Below are 25,314 nucleotides of genomic sequence, written 5' to 3'. Positions count from 1 at the left end.
TAGCACAAGGGGTCAGTTCCACCATGCGCGTTCGCATCGTCGCCGCCCTCGGCGTCACCGCCGCTGCTCTCCTCGCACTGCCCGCCTGCTCGGCCAACAGCACCGGGGCCAAGCCGACCGCTCCCTCCCCGCCCGCGGAGGTCAGCCGGCCCATGCTGGACATGGTGCGCCGTTGCCGTCGACCGCGCTGAAGACACGTCTGCTCGACGAAAGCGAGCTCGGTAGCGGCTACGCCCGCCAGCCCGAGCGTCCCACCCAGCACGACGACGTCTCCGTTCTCGGCTGTCCCGCCTTGAACGACATGAGCGGTGCTGCGGCCATGGGCGGCTCGCTCGACTTCCCGCACAAGGCGAAGGCCACCTTCACCTTCACAGCCAGCAGCAACTCGGAGATCTCCGAGAGCTGTACAGCGACACCTCGGGGAAGCTCTCGACCGGCACCGGCCGGATCTTCGACACCATGACCGGCTGCCCGCAGTACCAGGTCCTCGTCGGCAGCACCAAGGTCGACGTGACGACACAGAGGATGACCGCGCCCCAGCTCGGTGACGAGCGCTGGAGTCAGCTCATCACCCTTTCCGCCGATGGGCGCGACACCGTGGTGAAGCAGACCACGATCCGTGACGGCATCGTGCTGGTCATCGTCTCCGGTTCGCCAGCCCTCGTCGACCAGCACGTCGACGAGGCCCTCGCCAAGGCGGCAGCAACCCGCTGAAGTGCCGTATGCCGGAGCCCCCGACCGTCTGGTCGGGGGCACCGGCGTGTCATCAGGCACCTGGACGGTCATGCCGTCGCCCCGATGGCCTGGCCCGGGTCAGTGCTCCCGAAAAACTCGCAAGCCTGGCCCTCTCTCAAGGTGGCCGGGCTTGCGAGCGTCTGACCGGGTAGTGAGCGGACAGCGTGGGGGTCTGTGATGCGGGCGGGGTCCGTGGGCGCCATTCCCACGTGGGGGCTCAAGGCCCGGGGTTGGTTTCGGGCGTACCACGGTCCGCTCGCCTCTCTCGCTCTGGCCGAGAGCGGGGGCCTGAACCGCCGCGGGAAAATGCTGTGTTGAAACGGGGACGGCACGCCGTCCCCGTCTCAGCTGGCCGGGGCACGCAGGAGCCGCTCGCGCGTGCTCTCGGGCAGGACTCGGCGCAGGACTGGTGCGGTCGAGCTGAGGCCGTTGGCGAACACGGCGACAAGGTCGTGCGGCTGAAGGACGCGGCCCACAGGATGGGTGCGCCCAGCACGGGCTCGGCCCACGCCTGCCACCCGGCCGGCCTCGCCTCGTCGGTCTGAGCCGTCAGGGCGCGCGGGTCGGCGTCCTGGATGAGAGGTGGCATCTCGCCGAAGCTGAGGTGCGAGGCGAAGGTCGGGTCGATCGCTCCCGCGTGGGGCTGGTCGATGTCGCGGAGCCAGCCGTGTGCGGTGACCGCATCGAGGACCAACTCGACGCTGCCGAGCGGGACATCGGGCTGATCGCCGGCATCGAGCGCGATGAGGAAGTCGGCGAGGACTTCCCCCGGGACGTCGGGGGTGAAGTAGGCGGTCCACTGCGCGAGCGGGCTGCTCGCGTCCGGGCGAGCGGAGATCTGCCAGGCGATCGGCAGCTCCCCCAGGTGGAATGGCTCGTCTGCCAGAACCCATTGGGCCCAGCGGAGAGTGTCGGGGCTGATGTGCAGGACGGTGCTGCGCAGGACCTGGCGGTCTTCCTGTGCCTCGTCCGGCTCCTGCCGTCCGCGGACGATCGTCAGGCTCGTCCAGCCGAGGCCGGCGAGCGTGTCGGCGACGGTGTCGTAGAGACGCCCGTCGTCACCGGCCAGGTGCCGGGGGCCGACCCAGTACGCGGGCTGAGCCTTGTTCGGGGTGGACGGGTCGAGCGGAAACTCGGGGTGCAGGTGCGCCTCCGAAGGCTAGGTGCGGGGTTCTACTTGCCGCCGCCCGCAGTGCGGCGGGAGCGGCGTGGGGGCGGCTGGACGGGAGACTGCCAGGCCAGCTCAACGGCGACATCAGGTGGCAGATGGCCGAGCTGTGTGTCCGCGTCCCGCCCTTCAGCGATGTAGACGACGGGCCGTCCGGTCTCGTCCACGGCCTGGATGACCTGCGCGAGTCGGTGCGCCATCGGGAAGAACGGGTTCATCGCCTGCCGCACCGGAGCGCTCCGATCGCAGGCGGACAAGAGGTCGATGAGGTCTCCGACGGTCATCTCCGTGTGGCTCACGGGCAGCCTCCTTGGTTGAGTGATCGCGATGGGTGGCAGCCTGTGCTGCCGCCGGGATTCGGAGAGCAGCCTTCGGTGTAGGACTTCGACTCGGCCCTGCGGTGTTAGAGGCGCCGGGAAGTCTCCAGCGCGCGGGCCACGGCGGCGGCGACGATGTCGGCCGGCGTCTCGCGGTCGAAGGACACCTCGTAGCCGCGGGCATTCGCGTTTCCGGTGACGGCGAGCTTCCATCCCTCGCCTTCCCGGCCGAGACGGCCGTTGGGGTACCAGCCAAGGTAGAAGCGGCCGTCTGCGCTCGCCAGGTGCACGTCGCCACGGTCGTCCACGACGAAGTGGAAATCGTCAGCGGCGAAGAGGTCCATCACCTCGCTGGGCTGGCCCGGGCCGAGCGACCATTCACGGAGCCGCAGAGCATCGCTCGTGGTGGAGAATCCGGGGCGGCTCGCAGGCGCCACAGTCACGGCATCACCTCTCTGACCTGGGGCTTTTCCGGAAGGTTGTCTACGTTGACATGCCCCCGCACACGTTGGCCAGTCTTTCCGTGATCTTTCCTGTCTGCCCCCGGCGAACTGAGAAATGGGGGCTCGCTGTGGGATCTCCACACTGGCTTACAGCCTCAGCGCCCACTTCAAATGCGATCCGAAACGACCTTGAGACCCGCTGTTCAGTGCGTCCACTCATTCGGGGCGGCTTGGGGACTTGCCCATCCCCAGGGGTGCGAGCCATTGAGGGTGGCCCCAGGCCGTCCGGCGGGGTAGAAGCCGGTGATGCGATAGCGAAGGTGGTTGTACTGGACGTTGAAGCCCATAACCCACCGCTCGGCCAGGTCGTCCACGACGATCAGTCTTGGGTCGGTGCGTGCGGTGGGCCGGTGCAGCGGCATGGCCACCGGTACCGGGCATTCACCGATCCGGGACTCGGCGTGGAAAGCCCTGGCTGTCAGCATGTGCCCCACGAGCACGCCGGTCGGGTGGTACTCGGCTGGCACATGCTGGAGGAGACCGTCCAGCTCGATGACCACGGAACGGTGGTGCCTGCCCACCTGTCCGTGGGGTGGCTCCGAGGTCATCAGGCCACCGTCAGGTTTCCAGCGAGCGGGATGTCGTAGCGCATCCAGGAACGCATGGCCGCCGCGGTATGAGCCCGGCCGGTACCCAGAGCCCGGTGTCCGTCAAAGGCCCAGCCCGTCACTTCCAGGAAGCTGCCGCGGCCTGTGCTGAGGCTGACCGCCCGTCCTGAACCGCCAGATCACGCCCTCGAACTGGTGAGGTGCGGGCTTACCCCAGGGGATAACGAAAACTGTGGATATCCGGGCAGCTTTCATTGCACAGGACTTGACTGGCGGAACTCCCGGGTCCACGCTCGGTCAATCGTACATGAAGTCGGAGGTCTGATACCCGTGACCGCCCATGGCTTGCGAGCGTAGCGCTCGCCTCGCCTGGTCCCTCTTGGCCGGACGTGGTGAGCGCTGCAGGAGGATCACGACGTAGATCACTCGCCACATGCGCGATTGGCATCACGGCATTTGATTTCCTCTGGTTCCTGCGTGGCTTGAGCTCCGCCTCATCCCGCAGCCTTCTGTCCTGTCAGTGTTTGGCAGCAAAGGATCGACGAAAATGGCCCGAAGACTTTCACTCTGCCGGCGAGGGCTTGCCCTGGCGACCACGCTAGCGGTGTCGGTAGCAGCGTCCGTGGTGTTCCACACAGCCGTGGCGAACGCCGCGGTCCAGGAAACGCTTTACGTCTCCCCGTCAGGAAGCGGTACTGCCTGCTCATCTTCCAGCCCGTGCGCGATCGCACAAGCCAAGACGAACGTCCGGGCATTGACCTCGGGCATGACCGGCGACATCGTCGTGAATCTCAGCGGCGGTACGTATGACCTGTCCGCTCCCCTTTCGTTCGGGAAGGACGACTCCGGGAAAAACGGGTTCAACGTCAGGTGGCAGGCCGCTTCCGGCGCTCATGTGGTGCTGAGCGGGGCGAAGACTGTGACCGGATGGACCGAGTCCGACTCAACCAAGCACATCTGGAAGGCGCAGGTGGCGTCGGGGGTGAATACGCGCCAGATATACGTCAATGGTCAGAGGGCAACTCTCGCGCGTGGCGGGTACCATCCGCAAGGGTTCACGCAGACAGCCACCGGTTACACCACAACTACCGCCGCGTCCATGGCCGGGTGGAAAAACCCGAGTCAGATCGAGTTCAGTTACCATGCCAGGTGGACGTATTCCCGATGCCCGGTGGCGTCGGTCTCGGGTACGGCGGTCACCATGGCGCAGCCTTGTTGGAAGAACCAGACCAACTTGCCCTTCCTGAACGATGTGACGCCCTACTGGGTCGAGAACGCGTACGAGTTGCTCGACGATTCGGGTGAGTGGTATCTCGACCGAACCGGCACCGTCGATGGCAGCCAGAAGGAAACCCTGTACTACAAGCCGAAGCCGGGCGAGAGCATGACCGGCTCGAACGCCGTCACCGTCACCTACCCTGCCGTGCAACAACTGCTCAATGTGGCGGGAAGCGACGCGGCAAACGAAGTGCACAACCTGCAATTCGTGGGGCTGACCTTCGCCGATTCCACGTGGACCACCCCGTTCGTGCCGGCAGCGAACGGTGATGTGGACGGCTTCGTCGAGCAACAGGCAAACTTCACCATCACTGGCTTGTTGGGATCGCAGTACCGCTACTCCGACTACACCCAAACCCCCGCAGCCGTGGACATCACGTATGCCCATCACATCCTGTTCCAGGGAAACACCATCACCCGCGTCGGTGATGCGGGGCTCAACGTCGGACACAGCTCACACGACGTCACGATCCTGGGAAACAAGATCTACGACGTCTCCGCAAGCGGCGTCCAGGTCGGCGGGATAAGCAAGCAGGATCAGCGTCCCAGCTCCGCGACGGTCATCGACGATGCAGCGTCCGGAATCACGTACAACGGATCATCGTGGGCAGCGCAGCAGGGGATCTCCGACCAGCACAGCGGTACCCAGTACGCGGCAACCGCCAATGGGGATTCGTTCAGTTACACCTTCACGGGCACCGGAATTGACTTCATCTCCACCATGGCGTCCAACCGGGGAAAATTCACCTACCAGATCGACAGCGGAACCAAGCAGGAGGGTACCTGCCATGGCGGTTCCACGGCGAAGCCGCAGAACTGTGCCAGCATTCGTGGTCTCTCCAACGCCAGCCACACCCTCACCGTCACCAAGACCGACGGAGACTACCTCAGCCTCGATGCGCTCAAATACTACGGCGACGACGCATCGGTTTACGCGATCACCGTGCAGGACAACTACATTCACAACATCGCGGAGGAGTTCCAGGGCGGAGTCCCGATCTTCGGCGGCTTCGTCAACGGTCTTGACATCGCGCACAACGAAGTGAGCGACATCCCCTACAGCGGCATCTCCGTGGGCTGGGGATGGACGTACTTGGACAACGGGGGCATTGGTGACGGCACTGGGTCGGCGACCGGACCAGGCACAAAATCGACGACCGTGCAGCTGACCACCCCAACCGTCGCCGGCAATAACCGGATCAGGAATAACTACGTACACCACTACGAACTTGCCGGCCATGACGGCGGCGCGTCCTACACTCTGGGCTCTCAGCCGAACTCGGTCCAGGAAAACAACTACTACGCCGACGCTCCCGAGGCCGCGCCTGGCTCGGTAGCCGCGATAGCCCACGACAACGGCACACAGGGCTACACCGACAAAAACAACGTGCTGCACAGAAGCATCCAATGGCTCGCCATCAACGAAGACCCCAGCGCCGCCTCACGCAACAACACGGTAACCGGCAACTGGTCGAACGCCAACGGTGCGCCCTGTCAACAGGGTCTTGTCAACGACGTCTGCGACAGCACCAACAACACCACCATCGTCGGGGACGCGTGGCCCAGCGCTGCACAGGACGTGATCAAGGCTGCCGGACTCGAAACCGACGTTACCGACAGTCTCGGGGTCCCCCACAACTGGGCCACCGAGCTCCACGGTCCCGACTCCACCACGGACCTGGCCCTCAAGGCGACCGCATCGTCGAGCAGCAATTACAACTCGTCGACCCTCGTGGACGACAACTCCAGCGCGGTAACCTACGCCGGGTCATGGGTCGAACAGCCGTACACCGGCCTCTACGGCGGTAAGCAGCGCGTCACCACGGCGAACAACGACTCATTCACCTACACGTTCACTGGCTTTGGGATCGACTTCATCTCCACCATGGCCACCAATCGAGGCAGCTTCACATACACCATCGACGGCAAACAAGAGCTCTCGGGCACTTGCTACGCCGCTACCGAAGCCAACCAGAAGGCTTGCGCGAGCATCCGCGGATTGGCCTACGGATCGCACACGATCAAAGTCACCAAGACCGGAGGGCAATACCTGACCCTCGACGCGCTCAACGTCATCGGACACGACGCCTCGAATGCCATCGACGCCAACAGCCAGACACGATGGGCAGCTGCTAACAGCGACACCATGCCAACGCTGACGTTGACGTTCGACCAGGCCATCACCACCAACCGCATCGTGCTCCGCGAAGCACAGCAATACGGTGGCGCCATCCAGACGTACAAGATCGAATCCTGGGACGGCTCAGCCTGGAAAGAGATCGCCACCGACGCCTACCCCGGAGTCGTACGAACACTGCGGTTCCCCGCAGAGACGACGACAAAGCTCAAACTCACCGTAACGACCCGCTCCAGCACTCCAACCGTGCAGGGGTTCGAGGTCTACAACGACTGAGTAATTGTCCAGAGCTTTGGATCAGGCGGGCCATGCCGGGCAGTGCCAGGCGTGGCCCGCCTGATCCATGAGGAAGGGCCTGGCGTGGGGGTGCCTGAAGGTGGCACTCGCCGACGGCCCGCTAACGAGCTCGTGCATGGTTGGCGGTGAGGCATCGAGGGCTTCGGTGGGGCTCTGTGTTCACACCTGCTGAGCCGAGGTCAGGTCCGTAGTCTGCTGGTGGGACAGCAGGCCGGCGACGGCCTGGATGGTGTCGCTCATGTGCTCGCGACGGCCGAGGTGGCGGGCCAATGCCCGCCAGTTCTTCAGGTGCGCGATGCCGTGCTCGTCCCGGATGCGTCGCGAGGAGTGTGCCTTGCGCTGTCGTTCGTACATCTCCTCGTACCAGCCAGGCGCGTTCTTCTTGAACTTGCGGTGCGGCGGTGTCACCACGCGCCCGCCGGTCTGCGCGCCCAGACCCTGGTAGCCGGCATCGGCGAGGATCTCCACCGCGGGCCCGTCGGCCAAGAGCTTGACCAGCCCTAACTGGCGAGCGTGCGTGATGTCCGCGCAACTTCCGGGCTTGGTCGGGCTGCAGAACAGCACACGGCCGTCCTCGTCCGTGACCACCATGGTCTTGACCGCGTTCTGCTTGCTCTTGCCGGAGATGAACTTGTCCCGGTCCTTGCGTCCCACGGCCGGCCGCCGGACCCGGATCTCGGAGCCGTCGATGATGCCCGTTCCGCCACTTGCGCCGAGATGGTCGACGACCTCGGCCAGCGTCCGCAGCCGGATGCCGGGGGTGACGGTGCACCCCCGCTCGGCGAGCAGGGGCCGCACCTCGCCGACGGCCCGGGTGACGGTGGAGCGGTCCACGCCGAACCAGCAGGCCAGCACGTCGTGAGTGGTCCCATGGCGGAGATGGACGAGCGTGACCAGGAGCCGGTCGACGAACACCAGCCGGTGCTTCGCACCGGCGCCCACGGCCCGCTTCCGTGTCCGGGACACAAGCTTGGCCTGGTGACGTTCATGCCACAACGGGCCCACCTCGGCGACGAGTTCAGCGATCACATCGGCCGACAGGCGCGTGATCCTCCGATCGCTGATGATCCCTGCCCTAGTCGCGTTCCCAATCACACATCCATGATCAACGATCGAGAGTCGACACCGCACCGCCAACCATGCACGAGCTCGTTAGGCTCCACAGAAGGAAAGCCCTTCTGGCCTGCGGAAACGCAGGCCAGAAGGGCTCTTTTGTTGCTTCTGGTGGGCACGAGGTGGGCACATCTCTTCGATTACGGTCTTCCGCATGGCCTACATCGAGACCAAGGAACGCAAGGACGGGGACTCCCTACGTCGTCCGCTGGCGTGCAGGTGGAGCCCGGACCGGAAAGCGGGAGTCAGAGCCCTTCGATGATCTGACCTCGGCTGAGCGGTTCCGTGACCTCGTGAAGGGCCAAGGCGAGCACTGGCCGCCGGGCTGGATCAAGGGTCACGCTTTTGTTGCGGACCGGCGCCGCCAGGAGACGATGTTCGAGCCCTTCGCGCTTGCCTACGTGGACCGGCTCACCGGTATCCAGGGCGACACCCGCAGTAAGTACAAGAAGGAAATACGCGAGAACATGGCGCCCTGGTTCGGGCCGTACTCCGTGGAGGACGGCGAGGGCAGCATCGTCCGGACGATGGTGCAGGACTGGGTGAACGACCTGGAGGCCGGACGACTCGCCCCGCTCGACCCCCGCGACCGGAAGCCCCGTACGAAGTACGCGCCGAAGACCGTCCAGAACAAGCACGGCCTCCTTTCCGCGATCTTGCAGTCTGCTGTCGATGCGGAACCGTCGCTGCGTGCGTCCAACCCGTGTGCCAAGACGCGACTCCCCCGGCTCGACGCTGCTGAAGACGAGGTGGAGACAGTCTTCCTCGAACGCGAGGAATGGGCCTGGATTCACGAGTGCCTCAAGGACGACGCCAAGGAACTCGGCGAGACCATCGCGGAGACAGGCTTCCGCTGGGGCGAGGCCACCGCGCTCCAGCCCCGCGACCTCCGCCACCGGAACGGCAGGCCCGCTATCCGCGTCCAGAGAGCCTGTAAGAAGGACGAGGACGGCAAGTCCATTCTCGGCCCGCGCAAGACTTGGAAGTCCCGCCGGACGGTCGTCATCACCCACAAGCTGGACTGGATGCTCCGGCGCCGCGCTAAGGGCTTGGCTCCGGACGCCCTCCTGTTCACCGGACCGGAGGGCGGCAAGTGGGACCCCGGCACCTTCCGCCGGCTTCGCCGGGTGCCCGCGATCAAGCTGGCCGCGGAGAAGTACGGGCTCATCAAGCGACCGCGCATCCATGACCTTCGCCACTCCCACGCGTCGTGGCTCATCGCTGCAAAGGTGCCCCTGCCCGCCATCCAGGGGCGGCTTGGCCACGAGTCCATCACCACCACCGTGGACCGGTACGGCCACCTCCTGGACGCGCTGGACGACGAGGTCATGGCCGCCGTCGAATGGGCCATGGACCCGACCGCCCCGCTGCCTGGCTTCCTTGAGCGCTCCGGACTCGCGTCCGCGACGGACGGCCTCCCTCACATGCCTCGCCAGCACTCCGGCCTGGCCCAACAGACCTGGAAGGACGCAAGCGACATGGCGCAAGACGGTACGGAGTACGACATCGCGCCGGTCATCGTCGTCACGCTGGATGGCCGCGAGGCGCCCTTCGCTGACCGCCAGCACGTCCAAGACGTCGCTGACCAGTGGAACGACGACCACGCGGATGCGATCGAAGCCATGCGCGCGAATGGCTGCCCCGAGGACAAGATCACCAGACGCGGCGCCATCGGCCCCGATGAACGCGAGCGATGGACTGGGGGCGGGGGCGTCTGGACCCGCATGCCAGACCGCGAATTCGTACACTCCGCCCTGGCTTCGTACGGCCCTGACGGTGACCTCAACTACGAACCGCTTCCCGTGACCAGCCGATGGACGTGGGAGTTCGAGCCTGACGGCTTCACCATGCGGGGCGCCGAGTTCCGCACTGAGTTCCGGCCCGACGGGAGCACCGAGGCCCACGCTCGTGGGATCAACAAGCTCGCCGTGAAGAGGGCGTTCGAGCAGGCCCGGATGGACGCTCTGAAGGTCTGCTCGCAGAACCCGAACCTCGACTCAGCGGACGCCACGGCATGACGGGGCTGTCGTAGGCTGAAGCCGACATCACGAAGCCGATGTATGGGTCAGGCCCGCTCCTCCCGAGGAGCGGGCCTTTCTCATGGCGCAGCCGATCAGGTGGGCGGATGCCGGTCAGTCGAGCCGCATAGCGCTCGGGCCTGGCGGCGCAGACTTGGTCGGAACCTCAGTGGTACCGGTAGGCCGTCGCGCGGAGTTTGTTCCTGAGAGCGGCGGCCACAGTCTCAGCCTGACTGTCCAGGCCGACGCGAGGCCCGCCGGGGCAGATTGAGGGTGCTTCATGCCTATATGCGCGTCATGCCAGAATTCAGTTCATGGACGCGAACGAATGGAAGAGGAGCATCACTGGCGGCCACTGCCCGTCGTGACTTCGACAAGCAGGGCCTCCTGGCGCTCGGCGAGACTTCAACGCCTTCCGAATCGCCACCAGGCCCTGTTCTCACGAATGAACCACTCCCATGGTCATCCGATCAGGACCCTTGTTCGATCCCCAAGCTCGGTGATCGGTCTGAATACGGCTTCTGCGAATCAGGCGGGGTGTACCCGTGATCCGGCAAGGAGGCCAACCGCATTTCAGGGTTGGTAGACCGTGCCGCGGGGCGGGGTCTTCAGCGTAAGGAGGTAGGTGTCGATGGCCAGTGCAGGGGACGACTGGCGATTTTGATAGAGCCAGTGGCCACCGGTGTCGAGGACGGCGAGCCTTCCCTTGGGAAATGAGCGTGCCATGCGGTGTGCGCCGACGAGTGGAGTCGCGATGTCGTACTTGGCGTTGACCACCAGCACCGGCGGGAGCGGGCCCTTCTTCTGGCCCGGCTGCGGCTTGGGAGCGGTCGGCCATCCCTGGCAGCCGAGGATCATGTCCAGTGCCTGGGCGTTGTAGCGGGCCTGCGGGTGGGCGGATTTGGCTTGCTGGAGCAGGGCGCGGTAGTGGGCGTAGTCTCGCAGGCGGAAGTCGAAGTCGCGGCAGAGCACCGGGCGCCAGGCAATCTCAGGGGTGGGGTCTCTGACGATGCCTTTCGATGTCCCCCTGCCGCTGCGCAATGCGGCCAGGCTCTGGGCGGTGCCCTGCGGGTTCCACGACCCCAGGGAGTCGTAGAGGAAGGCGGCCAGCTGGTCAGCAGTGATCTTCTTTCGCGTGGGGCCTTGCGGACCGGGTTCAACCAGCGTGCCGTTGTCGGCGCGGGCGAAGAGCTGACGGATAACGGCCTTCACGTCCTTGCCCTTCAGGGCACACGAGGCGTCCTTGGTGCACCAGTCCGCCAGTCGCTGCACCACGCCCTCAACGGCAGCGGTTCCGTCCATGAGGGAGCGCTTGGCGTCAGGGCGTGCGGGGTCCATGGCGCTGTCGAGGGCCAGCGCCCGGAGCCTTTGGGGGAAGAGGCTGGCGTAGCGCTGGCCGATGAGCGTGCCGTAGGAGTGGCCAAGGAAGCTGATCTTCTGCTCGCCGAGGGCTGCGCGGATCGTGTCCATATCGCGGGCAACGCTTTCGGCGTCCATGTGGTCGACCAGCGGGCCGGTGTGCTGACGGCAGCTGTCCGCGAGCTGCTTGTTCATCTCGCGCATGCGCTGGAATTCCGCGGCGTTCTTCGGGCGGGTGGGGATGCTCGCGGCGAGCTGCTTGTCGCACCGCAGCTGTCCGCTGTGGCCGATACCGCGCGGGTCGAAGCCGATGATGTCGAAGCGCTCCCTGATGCTCTTTTTGTAGCCGTCGATCGGGGAATCGGCGTAATAGGCATCGTCGAGACCCGTGTTTCCGGGGCCTCCTGGGTTGGAGAGCAGCACTCCGATGCGATTGCTGGGGTTGGTGGCCTTCTGGCGAGCCACCGCGATCTTCATCGTCGGTCCGTCCGGGTTGGCCCAGTTGACCGGAACCCGCACGGTGCCGCACTCCGTGCGCTTGCTCGGAATGGGAAACGGCGGGTTTGGCTTTGGACAGTCGCTCCAGCGGACCGCCTGCGCCGAGCTTGCCTTCGGGGTGGGCTCCGGGCCGGCCCAGGCGTGCTGCGGGACCAGGAGCGACGTGACGAGAAATCCAGCCACCGACCCGGCAGCGACGCCGGCCGAATGTCTCTTGACCAAGGATGCCGCGGGAGCCACCGCGCGTGCTCCAGCACGATCATTCGAATGCTTCATGGCGCCATGATTATTCCCCCACATGAGGATATCTTGATATTTTCATCACTGAGAGGTAACAGTGCAGCCGGGGTCCGGTCTGCGCGGATGCAACGGCGGGGGCCTCGGTCGGGCCGGCGTGGTGGGCGCGCTCGGGGGGCCTCATGGCTGGATCAGTGCAAGTGCGTGGCAGGCGTAGGGCGAGTGCGGTCGTTCCGGAGAAGATTGCGCATAGCCCGTCTTGAAGTTGTAGGTCTGAGGTTCCCCCGTTGTACGGGAGGTGCTGATCAGCTGGTTCAGGGTGGATTGACAGGGTTTCATCTTCGCTTGTTCGGCCGTCGCATGGTCGGTGTAGTGCTGCTCGTCGAACTCGATCGGGCTGAGGAAGCCGAGCGGCTCCTGGATGCCAGCTGCAATCCGCTCGGCCCGGTCCGAAGTGCGGGAGCACGTCTGGAAGTTGGCCGGGCCTCGTCTCAACGTCACCCTCGGCCACAAGGCGATCTACCCCGAAGAAGCGATCCTGGCCCACCGGGCCTTCCTTGCCCGCCGCTGTCCGCCCCTCCCGCGTCGTACACCGCGGCGGCCGAAGATGGGTAGCGGGTTCGGCGGATAGGGCTGGTCCTGGGAAGCGACGACACCCGCCCCGCCCTTCCAGCTCTGCAGCAGTAAATGCGTACACCTCACCCCGGCGGCCGGTATGGCCCGCCGCAGGTCGCGATGATCACCGCAGAGGCTCCGCCGCAGTAAATCCGGCATTTACTGCGGGCGCACCCTAACGGGCCGTCAGTGGACCCAAGTCCGATAAACGACCAGGGAAGGGGACGGAGGAGATACGCGAGAATAGGGCCACTTCGTGACGCTCAGTTAGTTCTCGCTGCGCTGTGTGGCGACACGCTGGGTGGTTGTCCGGGGTTCGGAACGTCCAGTTCTGTCGGGGTTAGGGTGCGAACGTTCGAATGATGCCAGTTCAGTCCGCTGAGGAGAGTGCTAACGAGCTCGTGCATGGTTGGCGGTGAGGCATCGAGGGCTTCGGTGGGGCTCTGTGTTCACACCTGCTGAGCCGAGGTCAGGTCCGTAGTCTGCTGGTGGGACAGCAGGCCGGCGACGGCCTGGATGGTGTCGCTCATGTGCTCGCGACGGCCGAGGTGGCGGGCCAATGCCCGCCAGTTCTTCAGGTGCGCGATGCCGTGCTCGTCCCGGATGCGTCGCGAGGAGTGTGCCTTGCGCTGTCGTTCGTACATCTCCTCATACCAGCCAGGCGCGTTCTTCTTGAACTTACGGTGCGTTGGTGTCACCACGCATCCGCGGTCTGCGCGCCCAACCCCTGGTAGCCGGCATCAGCGAGGATCTCCTCAATGCTGACTTTCCTGACGTTGTGGCAGGCGAACCTGATGGCTCCCGCGATAGGGGTGGGCGTAGTAGGTGTTCCCGACGACCGTGCTGTCGGTGAAGGGCAGGCACAGCTCGGCGAAGAACTGGCGGGCTTGGAGTGACATGAGCGGCTTCCGCTAGGAGTGGCGCAGGGCCTATCGACGGGGGCCGGGCAGGGCAGGGCGGCTGGTGGTACTCCAGCGCGGGACGCTGGGAGCGGGGAGTACAGCCGGGCCGCGAGAGGCGGCCCGTTGAATGTCGAGTGGGGTGGGGGCCGGGGGGCTCGGAGGAAGGGTGGGGGTGAGCTGGGCCAGGCCCTCGACGTAGCTGTGGGTGTCCTGTCGCCATCGGGGCAGCGGGGCCGGGTCGGAGACACAGTCGGTGACGACTTTGAGCAGGGCGACAGGGGCGTCGGTGCTGGCGGTGGCGTACCAGGCGGGGCGATCGAGGAAGTGCCGGCCCACAGCCGCCATCGGGCGTCGCGGGTGGTCAGCTCGGCTTCCGGGTCGAGGTGTCCGGTGGTGAACTCCAGCCCGGCAAGCCCGTCGGCCGACTGGACCGCGAAGACGCCCCACCGGGGAGTGGTCGACCTCCCAGCCACGGTTGATGAGCGGTGCTCCGCCGAGTTCCACGAGGGCCTCGGCGACGCGGCCGACCCGCACATCGCCCGACGCCTGCGCTACCTCGCCGACGAGCGCCTGGGCGTCATCAGGAGCGACCTCTCCCACACACGCAACGACCTCGCCGACCGCCACGTCCCGCATCCCGGCCGCAGCATCTGCACCGAGCAGGTCCCCGCCAACGAGCGAGAGCGCTCCGCCGTGTGCGCCTGCCCGCCCCCGCCGCGCACCGTTCCGGCTCCGCCTCCCCCGCCCGTTGCCGCCGCGATGCGCCGCTGACCCACCCGCCCAAGGACACCATGCACGACCACGAAAACTCCGAGCGTCTCGCCTCGTTCGCTGACGTCCTCGCCAGCGAACTCCCTGACAGCTGGACCAGCGCCTATCTCCCGCCCGAGCGCAAGGATGACCTCGCCGAACTGGTTGACCGGATCTGGGACCTGGACCTCGTCGCCGAGGCCCTCGCCCATCACCCGCTCCAGCAGGCGGCCGTCCTGGCCCGGTCGGACGGTGCCAGGCTCGCTGTCCTCCACCGTCACGACGAGCGCGACGGTTTCCTCATCGCCGCCGTCGCCCCCCACGACCTGCCCGACGAGGCATACCGCGGCGTCAGCGAGCCGGCCGTCCAGGGCAGCGAGTCCAACGGACCAGTGGACAGCGTCACCCCGGTGGCTACGAAGAACGCCGGTACCAGCACCCGGCCGATCCGGCTGAGCGTAGCCACCATCGAGGGCCACGGACAGTCCACGTCGTCCTTCGGGATCATCATGCCGACCATGAACGCTCCGAAGATGGCAGTCAGGCCAGCCCTGTGCGCCTGAGTGCCTGCCACCACGGTGGCGACGGCGAGCAGCACGGTCGCCGCGCGCGGGCTCCGGGCGCACGCCTGCCCGACCACCGGGGCCGACAGTAACCTGTACCCCGCAAAGGCCACCACCGCTCCGACCAGGGTCACCGCGAAGGTCGCGCTGACCCCGCCGACGCCGCCCGCAGCCAGGCCCAGCGCCACGATCAACAGCAGCCAGGCCAGGGTGTCGATGACCATGGCGGACATCATGGTGAGCTCGCCGGAACGGCCGAGGTCCTCCTCGCGCTCCTCGACGATGCGGGCGAGCACGGGCACCGCGGTCACGCTCATCGCCACAGCCAGCAGCACCAGCAACGCGGACCACGGCGCGCTGCCGCGCAGCTCCGCCGGGCCGAGCCAGAGCAGCCACCCGGCGAAGGCCAGCCCGGTGAGCAGAGGCAGCACGAACAGCCCCGCCGTCACCCGGGCCACCGCGCGGCTGCGCAGCCCGGTCGATCCATGCTCCAACCGGTAGACGATGCCGACCAGGAACAGCAGGAGCCCCGCATTGCCCATCTGACCCAGCAGGCCCATGATGTCCTCAGGCAGCAGTGCCTGGAAGGTCTGCCGGCCCACCAAGGCCACCAAGACGGGACCGAGGAGCAGACTCACCAGAATCTCCCCGACCACCGAGGGCAGACGCAGCAGCCTGGCCCCCCTGCGTCCGGCCGCGGCGATCAGGAACACGACGCCGAGCAGCGCGATCAGGTGCACCCCGGACAGCCCCAGATCGATCATCGTCTCTTTGCTCCCCGGACTCGTCTAGCGGAACTGCGCGAAGTACTCGTACTGGGTGGGCAAGGACCGTTCCAGGTTCCTGGCCTGCTCGGCCACCAGGCCGAACTCCCGCTGGGCCGAGGACGCGTCGAACAGTTCCAGGGCGGGCGGGGGCTTGAGCGGGATACCGCCCAGCCCGAGGAGCATGCACACATACGAGTAGGGCTCGAACCCGTGGTAGTGCGGGTAGACCGACTCGGAGTCCGGCATTCTCGTCTGCCACTGCTGGATCCGCTCGGCGAGCGAATCCGGGATCTTGCGCGTCTTGGTGTCACGCCAGTAGTCGTTGTCCGCCCGTGCCGCGGCGTAGTAGTGCAGCACGAGGAACTCGCGGACGCCGTCCATGCAGCGGTTGACGACCTGGTTGTAGGAATCGCGCAGACGCTCGTCCCAGTTGGCGTCCGGGAAGTGCTTGACCAGTTGCTCGATCGCCTGCTGGATGAAGAAGATGCCCGTGGACTCCAACGGCTCGACGAAACCACTGGACAGGCCGACGGCAACGCAGTTGTGCACCCAGGACCGGCGGCTGCGGCCGATCCGCATGCGGATGTGGTTGGCCTCCAGGTTCTCCGCCGCCGGGCCGACAAACTCGCGAAGCGTGCGCTCGGCCTTCTCCGGGGTGGTGTAGTCGCTGGCGTAGACATAGCCGGTGCCGATACGTCCGAGCAGCGGGATGGTCCAGATCCAGCCCGCCTCCTGAGCGGTGGCCGTGGTACACGGGCGCAGACCGTCGCGCTCCATGTCCACCGGCACCCGCAGCGCCACGGCGCTGTCATTGGGGAGGGTGTCCTGGTAGGACTCGAACGGCTCGCCCAGCGTTTTGCCGATCAGCAGACCTTTGAAGCCGGTGCAGTCGACGAACAGGTCACCCTCCAGGTCACCTTGCTCGCGGGTGGTGACGTGGGTGATCCAGCCACGCTCGTCCTGGACGACATCGACGACGTCGTCCACCACGTGATTGACCCCGCGCTCCACCCCGTAGTCACGCAGGAAGTCGGCCAGCAGGGCGGCGTCGAAATGGTAGGCGTAGGGGAATTGGGTGTTCTGCTCTGCCAGTGTGGTGCGATAGAGATCCTTCTCGGAGATTCCCTTCTCGAACAGCGAGCCGTCGAGATGGCGGGGCGACTTCTCGTTGTCGCACAGCGTCCCGATGAGGAAGCAGTCCTTGTCGAAGCGGTCAGCGTCCGGGTTGCGCAGCCACCAGTCGGTGAGGCTGAAACCGTCGACCACTCGCTGCCGCTCGAAGGGATGGTAGAAGTGGTGCCCTTGCTCCCGCCAGTTCTCGAATCGGATGCCGAGTTTGTAGGTGGCGTTGCAGGCGGGCATCCAACTGCTTTCGGACAGACCCAAGTAATCGAAGAAGTGCCGCACTGTACTGAACGTCGCCTCGCCGACACCGATCGTGCTGATCCTCGCCGATTCGACCACCGTTATCGAAATTCGATCGCCGAATGCGGCGATCAAGTACGATGCCGTCATCCACCCCGATGTGCCACCGCCTACGACCACAATGCTTTGCAGCATCAAACCCTCCAAGAGCAGACTCTCCATTGACCCGTGCGACATGAACGTCGCATGCGGATATCGTGATGGCCGGATTTCCCAACTCCCCGGAATGCTAGTTAAATTGGGCTCCTTTCGGATGCTCCGACCTGCAAACCACGCGCACGCGCAGGCTCGGGCAGCCGTCCGGGGTGGCGAGTGGGGTCATGCCCACGTGCCCGGCGATGGCATTGAGGGATGCGCGCCTCTCGGTCGAGGCGCTGACGGGAGGTGGGACGGCAGCGAGGAGGGTCCTCTTGCCGTCGGATTGACGGGGTCGTGTGGCCGGAACTCCACGCGCCGGAACGCGCCTGAGCGCACGCCAACGAGCGATGCACCTCGAAGAAGCCGCGCACCTCGTCGAGAATGACGTCGAGGCTGCGGGTCTTGCGCCTGTCGGGAGCGGTGAAGGTGCTGCCGTGCAGGGGCTGAACCGTACAGAGGCTCGCGGGATGCTCTGGATCTCAATGCTTCGGCGCAACTGGGCGAGGACGTCTGCCGCGCGCGGTGACCACGGCATAGCCGGGTGAATGATGTCTCACACTGGCCGAGGCCTCTACGGGCTTCTCCGCCGCGTCCCAGGTCGCTCGCACCCAGCTACGACGGCCTGGTTGGCTGCCTTCAGCCGCCCGCTACGCACCTGGTTCGAAGACTGGCCACTCTTGGTGTCAGCCGCCGTAGAGAGTGGGCAGATCGACCAGGAGGAGGTCGTCTCGGCGTTCGGCCAGGTCCACCAGGTCAGGGTAGAAGCCGTGCAGTGAGTACAGAACCAGAGTGGTGGCAGCGGTGTCGTACCCCTGATCTGCGAGCAGGGCACGGATACGTTCCAGGCGCTCCAGGTCACCGGTCCCACGGCGGGCGGCCGTCGCCTTGGCCTCGCCCAGCAGCGCAATCCTCGCGCTAGGGGCCTGCGGGCGCTCGCCGGCGGCCAGGGCGATGACATCGACCTCGTGCTTGGTCCGGGCAGCCTGGTCGGCGACCTCGGTGGTGCCGACCGGGCCGGGCAGTCCACCGGGCAACAGGGTGTGGGCGTAACGACGAGTGAAGTCGCGGGCCAGGTCCTCGAAGTGCGGCCCGAGGATCTTGGAGTTGAAGGTCGGAGCGGCCTGTTGCCACACCTGCTCGGCGAAGCCCTGTTCCACGGCAGCGGCCTGCGGGAGGGTGATGAGCTGGTTAAAGCGGATGACGGGGTCGGCGAGCGTGATGACGGGGTGCCTGGAGCGGAGGATGTCCTGTTCCCTCCGGATGTAGCCGGTGGATTCCAGCACTCCGAGCGGGTGAGCGACGGCGTTGCGCGGGCGCTCCAGGGCGGCACCGATCCTGCTGGGGGTGGTGGCGCTGCGCGATCGCGGTGAGGATGTCGCAGTACAGGGTGTGCTGCGTGATCCTCGGGTCCTCACGCAGCAAGTACTCGGTCTCGATACGTGAGTACACCGCCCGCCCCGGGTCCAGCAGCGTCCGGGTGAGCCAGGTGTCGAAGCCGTCGTCCGGATGCGGCCGGGCAGCCACCAGCCGGTAGCCGGGGGCGCCGCCCAAGACCGCGTGCACCTTCAGCGCGGTCAGCGGGTCGGCGATCTGCCAGAAGGCCCGGCTGTCCCGATAGTCGAAGGCACTCAGCCGTAGATCGACAACGGCACGCCCTGGCTCCCAGATGGCTCCCAACCACTCCCAGCGGGAAGGAAGAGGCCGGAGCGTGAACAGAACCTGTCTCATGGCTCGTTTGCCGATGCGTCGGACGCCTCGCCCGGGTCCAGCACATGCGTGCTGGCCCCTGGCCGCCTTGTGGGCCTCTGCCTTTGGGTAGAGGCAGGTCGTCCGCAAGGCGTACAGAACTTCCGTGCGGGATCCCCCAATAATCGGCGCTATGTCGTCCAGTGCTCCACCTATCGCCGAGAACCGCCCGTCTCGTAGCCCCTTCGTGGGGCCCGGGGAGCGAGGGTGGGGGTTGTGGCGGGCTGCGGGTGAGGCGGTCTTGGCCGGGGTGCTGGTGCTGCTCACCTACACGGGTGAGTCGGCGATCGACAGGCTGAGGGACGGGGCGGCGGCCCTGGGGCTCATCGGCATCGCGCTGGTGCTGGTGCGGCGCCGGTTCCCGGCGGCCGGTGTGGTGGGGCTCGCGGCGCTGATGGGGGTTGTGCCCTCCGTGGCGCTGCTGACCGCGGTGGCCGCGTACACCGCGACGCGGCAGGTGGAGAGGCCACGGCGGCGGGCCGGGCTGTTGCTCGGTGCGGCTGCTTTGGCGGTGGCCGCCTGCGCGGCGTCCGCGCCCGTGCTGGAGCTGGGGAGCAGGTCGTTCGGTCTGGCGCTGGGTGCGGTGCTCGCCACCACCACGGTCATCGTGCCCGGGTTGGCGGGCACTGCCGCGGGGCAGCAGGACCGGCTGCTGCGGGCGTTGCGGGAGCGCGCCGCCGCGGCAGAGGAGGCGCGGCGGCTGGCGGACAGCGAGTCTCGCGTGCGGGAGCGGTCGCGTATCGCTGCGGAGATGCACGATCTGGTCGGGCATCGGCTCAGCCTGGTCTCGCTGTATGCGGGTGGGCTGGAGGCGGCGCTGTGGAAGGACGCGCCGGAGTTGCGGGACGAGGCCACTGTGGTGGCCCGTGCCGCCCGTGACGCGATGCAGGAGCTGCGGCAGGTGCTTGGGGTCCTGGGCCCGGTGGGGCGGGATACCGGCACTGACGCGCTGACGGAGGCGACGGGTACGCGTGCGGATATCGAGGCACTGATCGAGGAGACGCGCGGCGTTGGCATTCCCGTCGAGTTGGTCTGGGAGGGGCCGGAACTCGATGCGCGGTCGGCCCAGGTGCGGCGGGCGGTCCACCGGGTGGTGCGCGAGTCGCTGACCAACGTTCACCGGTACGCGGCCGGGGCCCATGTGACCGTCGCCGTCCGCCACACCGGTGAGCGGGTGGAGGTGCGAGTGCGCAACGGCGTGCCGCCCGTGCCGCCCGCCGCCGCGACCGGACTCGGCACCGGGCGCGGCCTGACCGGACTGCGGGAGCGGGTGGGGTTGCTCGGCGGCGACTTGGAGGCGGGGCGGACGCCTGGCGGCGGGTTCGCCGTGGCGGCCGATATCCCCGCCGACCCCGGGCCCGGCGTGGAGACGGCGGACGCGGCGTCGTACGAGAAGGGGCCGATCGCTGCCGACCTCGGGCCGGGCAGCGGGCTCTCCGCCTTCCAGCGGCGGCTCGCCGGCGCCGTCACCGGGTTGCTCGGCCTGGCGGGGGTGGGCGTGATGATGCTGTTCGGGGTCATTCTGGTGGACCGGTCGCAGCACGGTCCCAGGTACCGGAGCCCGGAAAAGCCCCGGGTGGGGATGGCGCGGGAGCAGGTGGTGGGGAACGTGGCGCCCGATGACAGCGCGTCCCGCGCGGCCGCCGCGGGGCGCGAGCCGCCGCGGCCGGGCTCCGCCACGGACTGCATCTATCCGTACCCGGGCAGGGAGCCGAAGGGCGAGCGGCTGGAGCTTGTCCGTTACTGCTTCCGCTCCGACGTTTTGATCGCGATCGATCGTTTCACCGTCCCTGTGGTGACGGAAAAGGTGACCGGACCGTCCCGTGGGAGTAGGACGCATGACTGATCAGGCTGACTCCGCGGGCTCCGGGCCGGGTTCCGTGATCCGGGTGCTGCTCGTGGATGACGAGGAGATGATCCGGCATGGCGTCCGGCTGGTCCTCCGGCACGCCGAGGGCATCGAGGTGGTGGGCGAGGCAGTCAACGGTGCCGAGGCAGTCCGGCTCGCCGCCGAGCTCCGGCCCGATGTGTTGCTCCTCGACATCCGTATGCCCGTACTCGACGGGTTGGCGGCTGTCGAGCCGCTGGCCGCCCTCGACCCCGCGCCACAGGTCGTCATGCTCACCACCTTCGGGGACGAGGAGAACGTGATCGGGGCCCTGCGGGCGGGTGCCACCGGCTTTCTGCTCAAGGACGAGGGGCGGCAGGAGTTGATCCGCGCGGTGCGGGCGGCGGCCATGGGGGACGCGGTGCTCTCGCCCGGCGTCACCGGGGCCGTTGTCCGGCGGATGCTGAGTGGTGGGGCCGGCGCCGTGGCCGCTGCCTCGGACGGCAGGGTGGCGGGGCTGACGGACCGGGAGCAGGAGGTGCTGGTCATGCTGGGGGAGGGGCTGTCGAACCTGGAGATCGGCAGGCGACTCGGCATCGGTGTGGGGACCGTCAAGACCCATGTCCGGTCGGTCCTGGGGAAGACGGGGTGCGGCAGCCGGGTGCAGGCGGCGCTGTTGGCGCACCAGGCCGGGCTGATGGGGTAAGCCCCGGGCCGGGGCGTCGGGTCTCTCTTCGGGTAGAGGGGCCATGGCCCGCTGGGACGACACGGCAACGGCGGGTAGCCCTCAGGTATGCGGCGCATTCCCGACCTGAGGGCGACGGATTCGGGGGTGCAGCGCGGCCACGATGGACGGAAGTTCCGCACCCCTTCCAGGAGAGTCCCATGTCGCAGCCTGCCACCCTGTCCCCCTCCTTGGGCGTTGCCGCCCGTGCGACGGAGCTGACCAAGATCTATGGCGAGGGCGAGACCCGCGTGGTCGCCCTCGACTCGGTCTCCGTGGAGTTCGGACGCGGCCGATTCACCGCGATCATGGGGCCGTCCGGATCCGGGAAGTCGACGCTGATGCACTGCATGGCGGGGCTCGACACGATCTCCGGCGGCTCGGCCCGGATCGGTGACACGGAGTTGTCCGGCCTGGGCGACGGGCAACTGACCAGGCTGCGTCGGGAGAAGATCGGCTTCGTCTTCCAGTCGTTCAACCTGCTGCCCACGCTGGATGCCCTGGAGAACATCACGCTGCCGCTGGACATCGCCGGCCGCAAGCCCGACCAGGAGTGGCTGGATCTGATCGTGGGGACCGTCGGCCTGTCCGGGCGGCTGCGACACCGCCCGTCGCAGCTGTCCGGCGGTCAGCAGCAGAGGGTCGCCGTGGCCCGTGCGCTGGCCGGGCGCCCGGAGATCGTCTTCGCGGACGAGCCGACCGGCAACCTCGACTCCGGTTCCGGCGCGGAGCTCCTGGGCTTTCTGCGGGATTCCGTACGCGAGCTGGGGCAGACGGTCGTGATGGTCACCCATGACCCGGTGGCCGCCTCCTACGCGGACCGGGTGGTCTTCCTCGCCGACGGGCGGCTCATCGACGATCTGTCCGCCCCCACCTCCGAGGGCGTGCTGGACCGCATGCGGAGCTTCGACGCCCAGGAGCGGACGAGCTGACGCGTCCCGGCACGGCTTCCACCCCCATCCTGCTCCCCTGTCCCGGCCGTGTACCTCCAGAACGGACTCCGACCATGCTGCGTAACGCCCTGCGTAACGTCCTTGCGCACAAAGCCCGATTGATCATGACCGCGCTCGCGGTCCTGCTCGGTGTCGCCTTCGTCTCCGGCACCCTCGTCTTCGGCGACACCGTCACGAACGCCTACCGCAGCGCCGCTGCCACGAACCTCAGGGACGTGGCCGTCTCCGTACGGGCGGTGGACGACTCCGGGCCCGGCGGCGCGGACCGCCAGCGGACCACCGTCCTCGACGCCACGCTGGCGCGGAAGATCCGCGCGTTGCCCGGCGTCGCCGCAGCGCGCCCCACGGTCAACGGCCAGGCCACCTTGGCCGCCAAGGACGGCCGTCCGGTCAACGCCGACAACAACTGGCAGAACCTCGCTATCAATTACCAGCCCGGCAAGGACGGCAAGGACAGCCGGTTCCCGCTGAAGGAAGGCCGCGGCCCCGTCGCCGAGGGCGAACTGGCGCTGGATGCCAAGACCGCCGAGAAGGCCGGCTACCGGATAGGCGACACCGTCCGCTTCGCCACCAACGGGCCCACCCTGACCAAGAAGCTGGTCGGCATCGTCTCCACCGACGACCCACGGGTCACCGCCGGCGCCACCCTCGCCCTCTTCGACACCCCGACCGCACAGAAGCTGTACCTCCACCCCGGCCAATTCGACGAGATCGCCATCGCGGCCAACCCCGGAACCGACGAGCGGGCACTGACCGACCAGGTGCGCACGCTGCTCCCCACGAAGGGCGCCCAGGCCACCAGCGGCGCCGACCTGGCCGCCGAGCTGTCCGGACAGATCACGCAGGACAACAGTGCCTTCGCCAAGATGCTGACGGTCTTCGCCGGCATCGCGCTGTTCGTCGGCGCGTTCATCATCGCCAACACCTTCACCATGCTCATCGCCCAGCGCAGCCGCGAGATCGCACTGATGCGGGCCGTGGGCGCTTCGCGCCGCCAGGTCGTACGCTCCGTCCTCATCGAGGCGACCCTGCTCGGCCTCGTAGCCTCCGTCGGCGGATTCGCGCTCGGCCTGGGCATCGCCACCGCCATGGTCCCGCTGCTCAACACGACCGGTGCCGCACTGCCCGACGGGCCGCTGGTCATCTCGCCCGCGACCGTTGCCTCTTCGCTCGCGGTCGGCGTCCTTGTCACGGTCCTGGCCGCCTGGCTGCCGTCCCGCAAGGCCGCGAAGATCGCCCCCGTCGAGGTGCTCAGCAGCGTCGATCAGGCGCCGCCCGCACGTGCCCTGCTTATCCGCAACGTGCTCGGCACCCTGCTCACCGGGGCCGGGGTACTGGTGATGCTCTACGTCTCCACGCAGACCGACTTCAATTCTCTCGTACAGATCGCGATGCTCGGTTCCGGGCTGACCATGAGTGGCATGATCGTGTTGGCCCCGCTGCTGTCCCGGCCGCTGATCGCCCTGGCCGGCAAGGTCACCACCCGCCTCTTCGGCGTCAGCGGCAAGCTGGCCAGACAGAACGCGCTGCGGAACCCGCGCCGCACCGCCGCCACCGCCTCGGCCCTGATGATCGGGCTCGCTCTGATCACCGGTCTGACCGTCGCCGGACACTCCATGCAGCAGGCCACGTACAAGGCTCTGGGCAGCCTAGCCGTCGACTACGTGATCTCGAACCGCTCCGATCGTGGTCTCGACGTGGACACGGCCGACAAGGTCACGCGGGTGCCCGGGGTCGCCGCCGCCGTTCCCATCACCTCGGCAAGGCTCGATACCAAGGGCGGGCACGTCCTGATCACCGGCACGGAGCCGAAGGCGTTCGGCAGAGCCGCGCAGCTCGACTTCCGTGCCGGCTCGCCGCACGCCATCGGCCCCGGGAAGATCGCGGTCTCCGACGCGTTCGCCGAGAAGGCCGGCCTCAAAGCCGGCGACACCATCGACGCCGGCACGGACGCCGGCAGGGCCGAGAAGAAGAGACTGACGGTCGTCGGCATCTACGCCAACACCAGCGCCGCGGGCGGGGCAGTGGGCACGCTTGCCGACGTCCTCCCGTACTCCGGCACCAAGAAGCTCGGCAAGGTGCTGGTCAAGGCCGAGCCCGGCAAGGCGGTCGGCCTTGAGCGGACGATCCGCGCCGCGCTCGGCGACAGCCCCCTGCTGAACGTCCAAAGCCAGGAGCAGCTCATCAAGTCGTATAGCGGGCAGCTCACCGCGGCCCTCAACATGCTGTACGGGCTGTTGGGCATGGCCGTCGTGATCGCGGTCATCGGCGTCGTCAACACCCTGGCCATGTCGGTCTTCGAGCGCACCCGCGAGATCGGGATGCTGCGGGCCATCGGCCTCGACCGCTCCGGCATCAGGCAGATGATCCGGCTTGAGTCGGTAGTGATCTCACTGTTCGGCGCGGTGCTCGGGATCGGCGCGGGCATCTTCCTGGCCTGGGCTGGAGGCAGCCTGCTGACTTCGTCGATGAAGGAGTACGAGATGGCGCTGCCGTGGGGGAGGCTGGGGATCTTCCTGGTGCTGGCCCTGGCGATCGGCGTGCTGGCGGCGATCTGGCCGGCCCGCCGGGCAGCCCGCCTGAACATGCTGCGCTCGATCCAGACGACCTGAGCGACGAGGTGGGTACCCCGAGACCAGGGCCGCTCCGGGGTACCCCGCCCGACCTGAGGGCGGCATGTACGGGGTGCGCCGGG

General features: G+C 67.3%; 20 protein-coding genes and 5 pseudogenes. 11 read left to right on the top strand and 14 right to left on the bottom strand.

Annotation, left to right across the window (positions count from 1 at the left end; translation table 11 throughout):
• Positions 1–23: 23 nt before the first annotated feature.
• The 3 genes from BKA18_RS34540 to BKA18_RS34530 are packed head-to-tail and all read left to right on the top strand — an operon-like array spanning position 24 to position 714.
• Positions 24–191: a hypothetical protein gene (locus tag BKA18_RS34540; protein WP_366048697.1), complete on the top strand. Its 168-nt coding sequence runs from the start codon at positions 24–26 to the stop codon at positions 189–191.
• Complete coding sequence (locus BKA18_RS34535) at positions 173–463, top strand: hypothetical protein (RefSeq protein WP_366048698.1); 291 nt, start codon at positions 173–175, stop codon at positions 461–463. The genes BKA18_RS34540 and BKA18_RS34535 overlap by 19 nt, the downstream gene beginning before the upstream one ends.
• Positions 460–714: a hypothetical protein gene (locus BKA18_RS34530; RefSeq protein WP_366048699.1), complete on the top strand. Its 255-nt coding sequence runs from the start codon at positions 460–462 to the stop codon at positions 712–714. The genes BKA18_RS34535 and BKA18_RS34530 overlap by 4 nt, the downstream gene beginning before the upstream one ends.
• 365 nt (positions 715–1,079) lie before the next feature.
• Here the strand turns inward: BKA18_RS34530 and BKA18_RS34525 are convergent.
• From BKA18_RS34525 to BKA18_RS34510, 4 genes and pseudogenes are all read right to left on the bottom strand, one after another.
• Positions 1,080–1,879 (bottom strand): annotated as a pseudogene (locus BKA18_RS34525) (SPDY domain-containing protein).
• Between the two features lie 29 nt (positions 1,880–1,908).
• Entirely contained in the window at positions 1,909–2,202 is a 294-nt protein-coding gene (locus tag BKA18_RS34520) for a hypothetical protein (protein ID WP_366048700.1), read from the bottom strand.
• Between the two features lie 104 nt (positions 2,203–2,306).
• On the bottom strand, positions 2,307–2,663 hold the full coding sequence (locus BKA18_RS34515) for an SPDY domain-containing protein (protein ID WP_366048701.1): 357 nt from the start codon (positions 2,661–2,663) through the stop codon (positions 2,307–2,309).
• Positions 2,664–2,866: 203 nt separating this feature from the next.
• Positions 2,867–3,271: a hypothetical protein gene (locus tag BKA18_RS34510; protein WP_366048702.1), complete on the bottom strand. Its 405-nt coding sequence runs from the start codon at positions 3,269–3,271 to the stop codon at positions 2,867–2,869.
• A 622-nt stretch (positions 3,272–3,893) separates the two neighbouring features.
• Between BKA18_RS34510 and BKA18_RS34505 the strand changes: the two genes are divergently transcribed.
• Entirely contained in the window at positions 3,894–6,962 is a 3,069-nt protein-coding gene (locus BKA18_RS34505; protein ID WP_366048703.1) for a discoidin domain-containing protein, read from the top strand.
• Between the two features lie 180 nt (positions 6,963–7,142).
• On the opposite strand, the gene BKA18_RS34500 is transcribed toward BKA18_RS34505, so the two are convergent.
• A complete protein-coding gene (locus BKA18_RS34500; protein ID WP_366048704.1) occupies positions 7,143–7,925 on the bottom strand; it encodes a transposase family protein in 783 nt (260 codons plus the stop codon).
• A gap of 464 nt (positions 7,926–8,389) precedes the next feature.
• Here BKA18_RS34500 and BKA18_RS34495 point away from each other — a divergent pair, with 464 nt between their 5' ends.
• Positions 8,390–10,114 carry a tyrosine-type recombinase/integrase gene (locus tag BKA18_RS34495; protein ID WP_366048705.1) on the top strand — a complete coding sequence of 575 codons (1,725 nt, stop codon included), beginning with the start codon at positions 8,390–8,392 and terminating at the stop codon, positions 10,112–10,114.
• A gap of 573 nt (positions 10,115–10,687) precedes the next feature.
• Here BKA18_RS34495 and BKA18_RS34490 read toward each other — a convergent pair.
• From BKA18_RS34490 to BKA18_RS34470, 5 genes and pseudogenes are all read right to left on the bottom strand, one after another.
• Positions 10,688–11,992: an alpha/beta hydrolase gene (locus tag BKA18_RS34490; RefSeq protein WP_366048706.1), complete on the bottom strand. Its 1,305-nt coding sequence runs from the start codon at positions 11,990–11,992 to the stop codon at positions 10,688–10,690.
• Between the two features lie 396 nt (positions 11,993–12,388).
• Complete coding sequence (locus BKA18_RS34485; RefSeq protein WP_366048707.1) at positions 12,389–12,709, bottom strand: hypothetical protein; 321 nt, start codon at positions 12,707–12,709, stop codon at positions 12,389–12,391.
• A gap of 563 nt (positions 12,710–13,272) precedes the next feature.
• Positions 13,273–13,467, bottom strand: a complete 195-nt coding sequence (locus BKA18_RS34480; RefSeq protein ID WP_366048708.1) for a hypothetical protein — start codon at positions 13,465–13,467, stop codon at positions 13,273–13,275.
• A 111-nt stretch (positions 13,468–13,578) separates the two neighbouring features.
• Positions 13,579–13,722 carry a hypothetical protein gene (locus BKA18_RS34475; protein WP_366048709.1) on the bottom strand — a complete coding sequence of 48 codons (144 nt, stop codon included), beginning with the start codon at positions 13,720–13,722 and terminating at the stop codon, positions 13,579–13,581.
• 30 nt (positions 13,723–13,752) lie between these two features.
• Positions 13,753–14,211 (bottom strand): annotated as a pseudogene (locus tag BKA18_RS34470) (SPDY domain-containing protein); the annotation flags it as partial.
• Between BKA18_RS34470 and BKA18_RS34465 the strand changes: the two are divergent.
• Together BKA18_RS34465 and BKA18_RS34460 are read left to right on the top strand one after the other, a co-directional pair.
• Positions 14,179–14,496 (top strand): hypothetical protein, encoded by a 318-nt coding sequence (locus tag BKA18_RS34465; RefSeq protein ID WP_429638738.1) that lies wholly within the window; start codon positions 14,179–14,181, stop codon positions 14,494–14,496. The pseudogene BKA18_RS34470 and the gene BKA18_RS34465 sit on opposite strands and share 33 nt — an antisense overlap.
• 20 nt (positions 14,497–14,516) lie before the next feature.
• Positions 14,517–14,837, top strand: a pseudogene (locus BKA18_RS34460) (hypothetical protein); the annotation flags it as partial.
• Here BKA18_RS34460 and BKA18_RS34455 read toward each other — a convergent pair.
• From BKA18_RS34455 to BKA18_RS34440, 4 genes and pseudogenes are all read right to left on the bottom strand, one after another.
• Positions 14,753–15,802: a cation:proton antiporter gene (locus BKA18_RS34455; RefSeq protein WP_366048607.1), complete on the bottom strand. Its 1,050-nt coding sequence runs from the start codon at positions 15,800–15,802 to the stop codon at positions 14,753–14,755. The pseudogene BKA18_RS34460 and the gene BKA18_RS34455 sit on opposite strands and share 85 nt — an antisense overlap.
• Positions 15,803–15,826: 24 nt before the next feature.
• Positions 15,827–17,365 (bottom strand): tryptophan halogenase family protein, encoded by a 1,539-nt coding sequence (locus BKA18_RS34450; protein WP_366048608.1) that lies wholly within the window; start codon positions 17,363–17,365, stop codon positions 15,827–15,829.
• A gap of 341 nt (positions 17,366–17,706) precedes the next feature.
• A pseudogene (locus tag BKA18_RS34445) lies at positions 17,707–17,811 on the bottom strand (3-deoxy-7-phosphoheptulonate synthase); the annotation flags it as partial.
• Between the two features lie 240 nt (positions 17,812–18,051).
• Positions 18,052–19,027 (bottom strand): annotated as a pseudogene (locus BKA18_RS34440) (AAA family ATPase); the annotation flags it as partial.
• 337 nt (positions 19,028–19,364) lie between these two features.
• Between BKA18_RS34440 and BKA18_RS34435 the strand changes: the two are divergent.
• From BKA18_RS34435 to BKA18_RS34420, 4 genes are all read left to right on the top strand, one after another.
• Positions 19,365–20,960, top strand: coding sequence for a sensor histidine kinase (locus BKA18_RS34435; RefSeq protein WP_366048629.1), 1,596 nt, complete (start codon positions 19,365–19,367; stop codon positions 20,958–20,960).
• Entirely contained in the window at positions 20,953–21,648 is a 696-nt protein-coding gene (locus tag BKA18_RS34430; protein ID WP_366048610.1) for a response regulator, read from the top strand. Before BKA18_RS34435 ends, BKA18_RS34430 begins: the two co-directional genes overlap by 8 nt.
• A gap of 179 nt (positions 21,649–21,827) precedes the next feature.
• Positions 21,828–22,598, top strand: a complete 771-nt coding sequence (locus BKA18_RS34425) for an ABC transporter ATP-binding protein (protein ID WP_366048611.1) — start codon at positions 21,828–21,830, stop codon at positions 22,596–22,598.
• Between the two features lie 74 nt (positions 22,599–22,672).
• A complete protein-coding gene (locus BKA18_RS34420) occupies positions 22,673–25,231 on the top strand; it encodes an ABC transporter permease (RefSeq protein ID WP_366048612.1) in 2,559 nt (852 codons plus the stop codon).
• Positions 25,232–25,314 lie beyond the last annotated feature (83 nt).

This window comes from Streptomyces auratus (genome assembly GCF_050433025.1).
Taxonomy (GTDB): domain Bacteria; phylum Actinomycetota; class Actinomycetes; order Streptomycetales; family Streptomycetaceae; genus Streptomyces; species Streptomyces sioyaensis.
Note: the sequence above shows the minus strand (reverse complement) of the source record. Positions and strands in the feature narration are given on the sequence as shown.

What these genes read in the sequence shown, in the direction of transcription:
- BKA18_RS34425 (WP_366048611.1), top strand. Translation starts at nt 21,828, where the DNA reads ATGTCGCAGCCTGCCACCCTGTCCCCCTCCTTGGGCGTTGCCGCCCGT.
- BKA18_RS34540 (WP_366048697.1), top strand. Translation starts at nt 24, where the DNA reads ATGCGCGTTCGCATCGTCGCCGCCCTCGGCGTCACCGCCGCTGCTCTC.
- BKA18_RS34510 (WP_366048702.1), bottom strand. Translation starts at nt 3,271, where the DNA reads ATGACCTCGGAGCCACCCCACGGACAGGTGGGCAGGCACCACCGTTCC.
- BKA18_RS34455 (WP_366048607.1), bottom strand. Translation starts at nt 15,802, where the DNA reads ATGATCGATCTGGGGCTGTCCGGGGTGCACCTGATCGCGCTGCTCGGC.
- BKA18_RS34480 (WP_366048708.1), bottom strand. Translation starts at nt 13,467, where the DNA reads ATGTACGAACGACAGCGCAAGGCACACTCCTCGCGACGCATCCGGGAC.
- BKA18_RS34475 (WP_366048709.1), bottom strand. Translation starts at nt 13,722, where the DNA reads ATGTCACTCCAAGCCCGCCAGTTCTTCGCCGAGCTGTGCCTGCCCTTC.
- BKA18_RS34530 (WP_366048699.1), top strand. Translation starts at nt 460, where the DNA reads ATGACCGGCTGCCCGCAGTACCAGGTCCTCGTCGGCAGCACCAAGGTC.
- BKA18_RS34420 (WP_366048612.1), top strand. Translation starts at nt 22,673, where the DNA reads ATGCTGCGTAACGCCCTGCGTAACGTCCTTGCGCACAAAGCCCGATTG.
- BKA18_RS34430 (WP_366048610.1), top strand. Translation starts at nt 20,953, where the DNA reads ATGACTGATCAGGCTGACTCCGCGGGCTCCGGGCCGGGTTCCGTGATC.
- BKA18_RS34450 (WP_366048608.1), bottom strand. Translation starts at nt 17,365, where the DNA reads ATGCTGCAAAGCATTGTGGTCGTAGGCGGTGGCACATCGGGGTGGATG.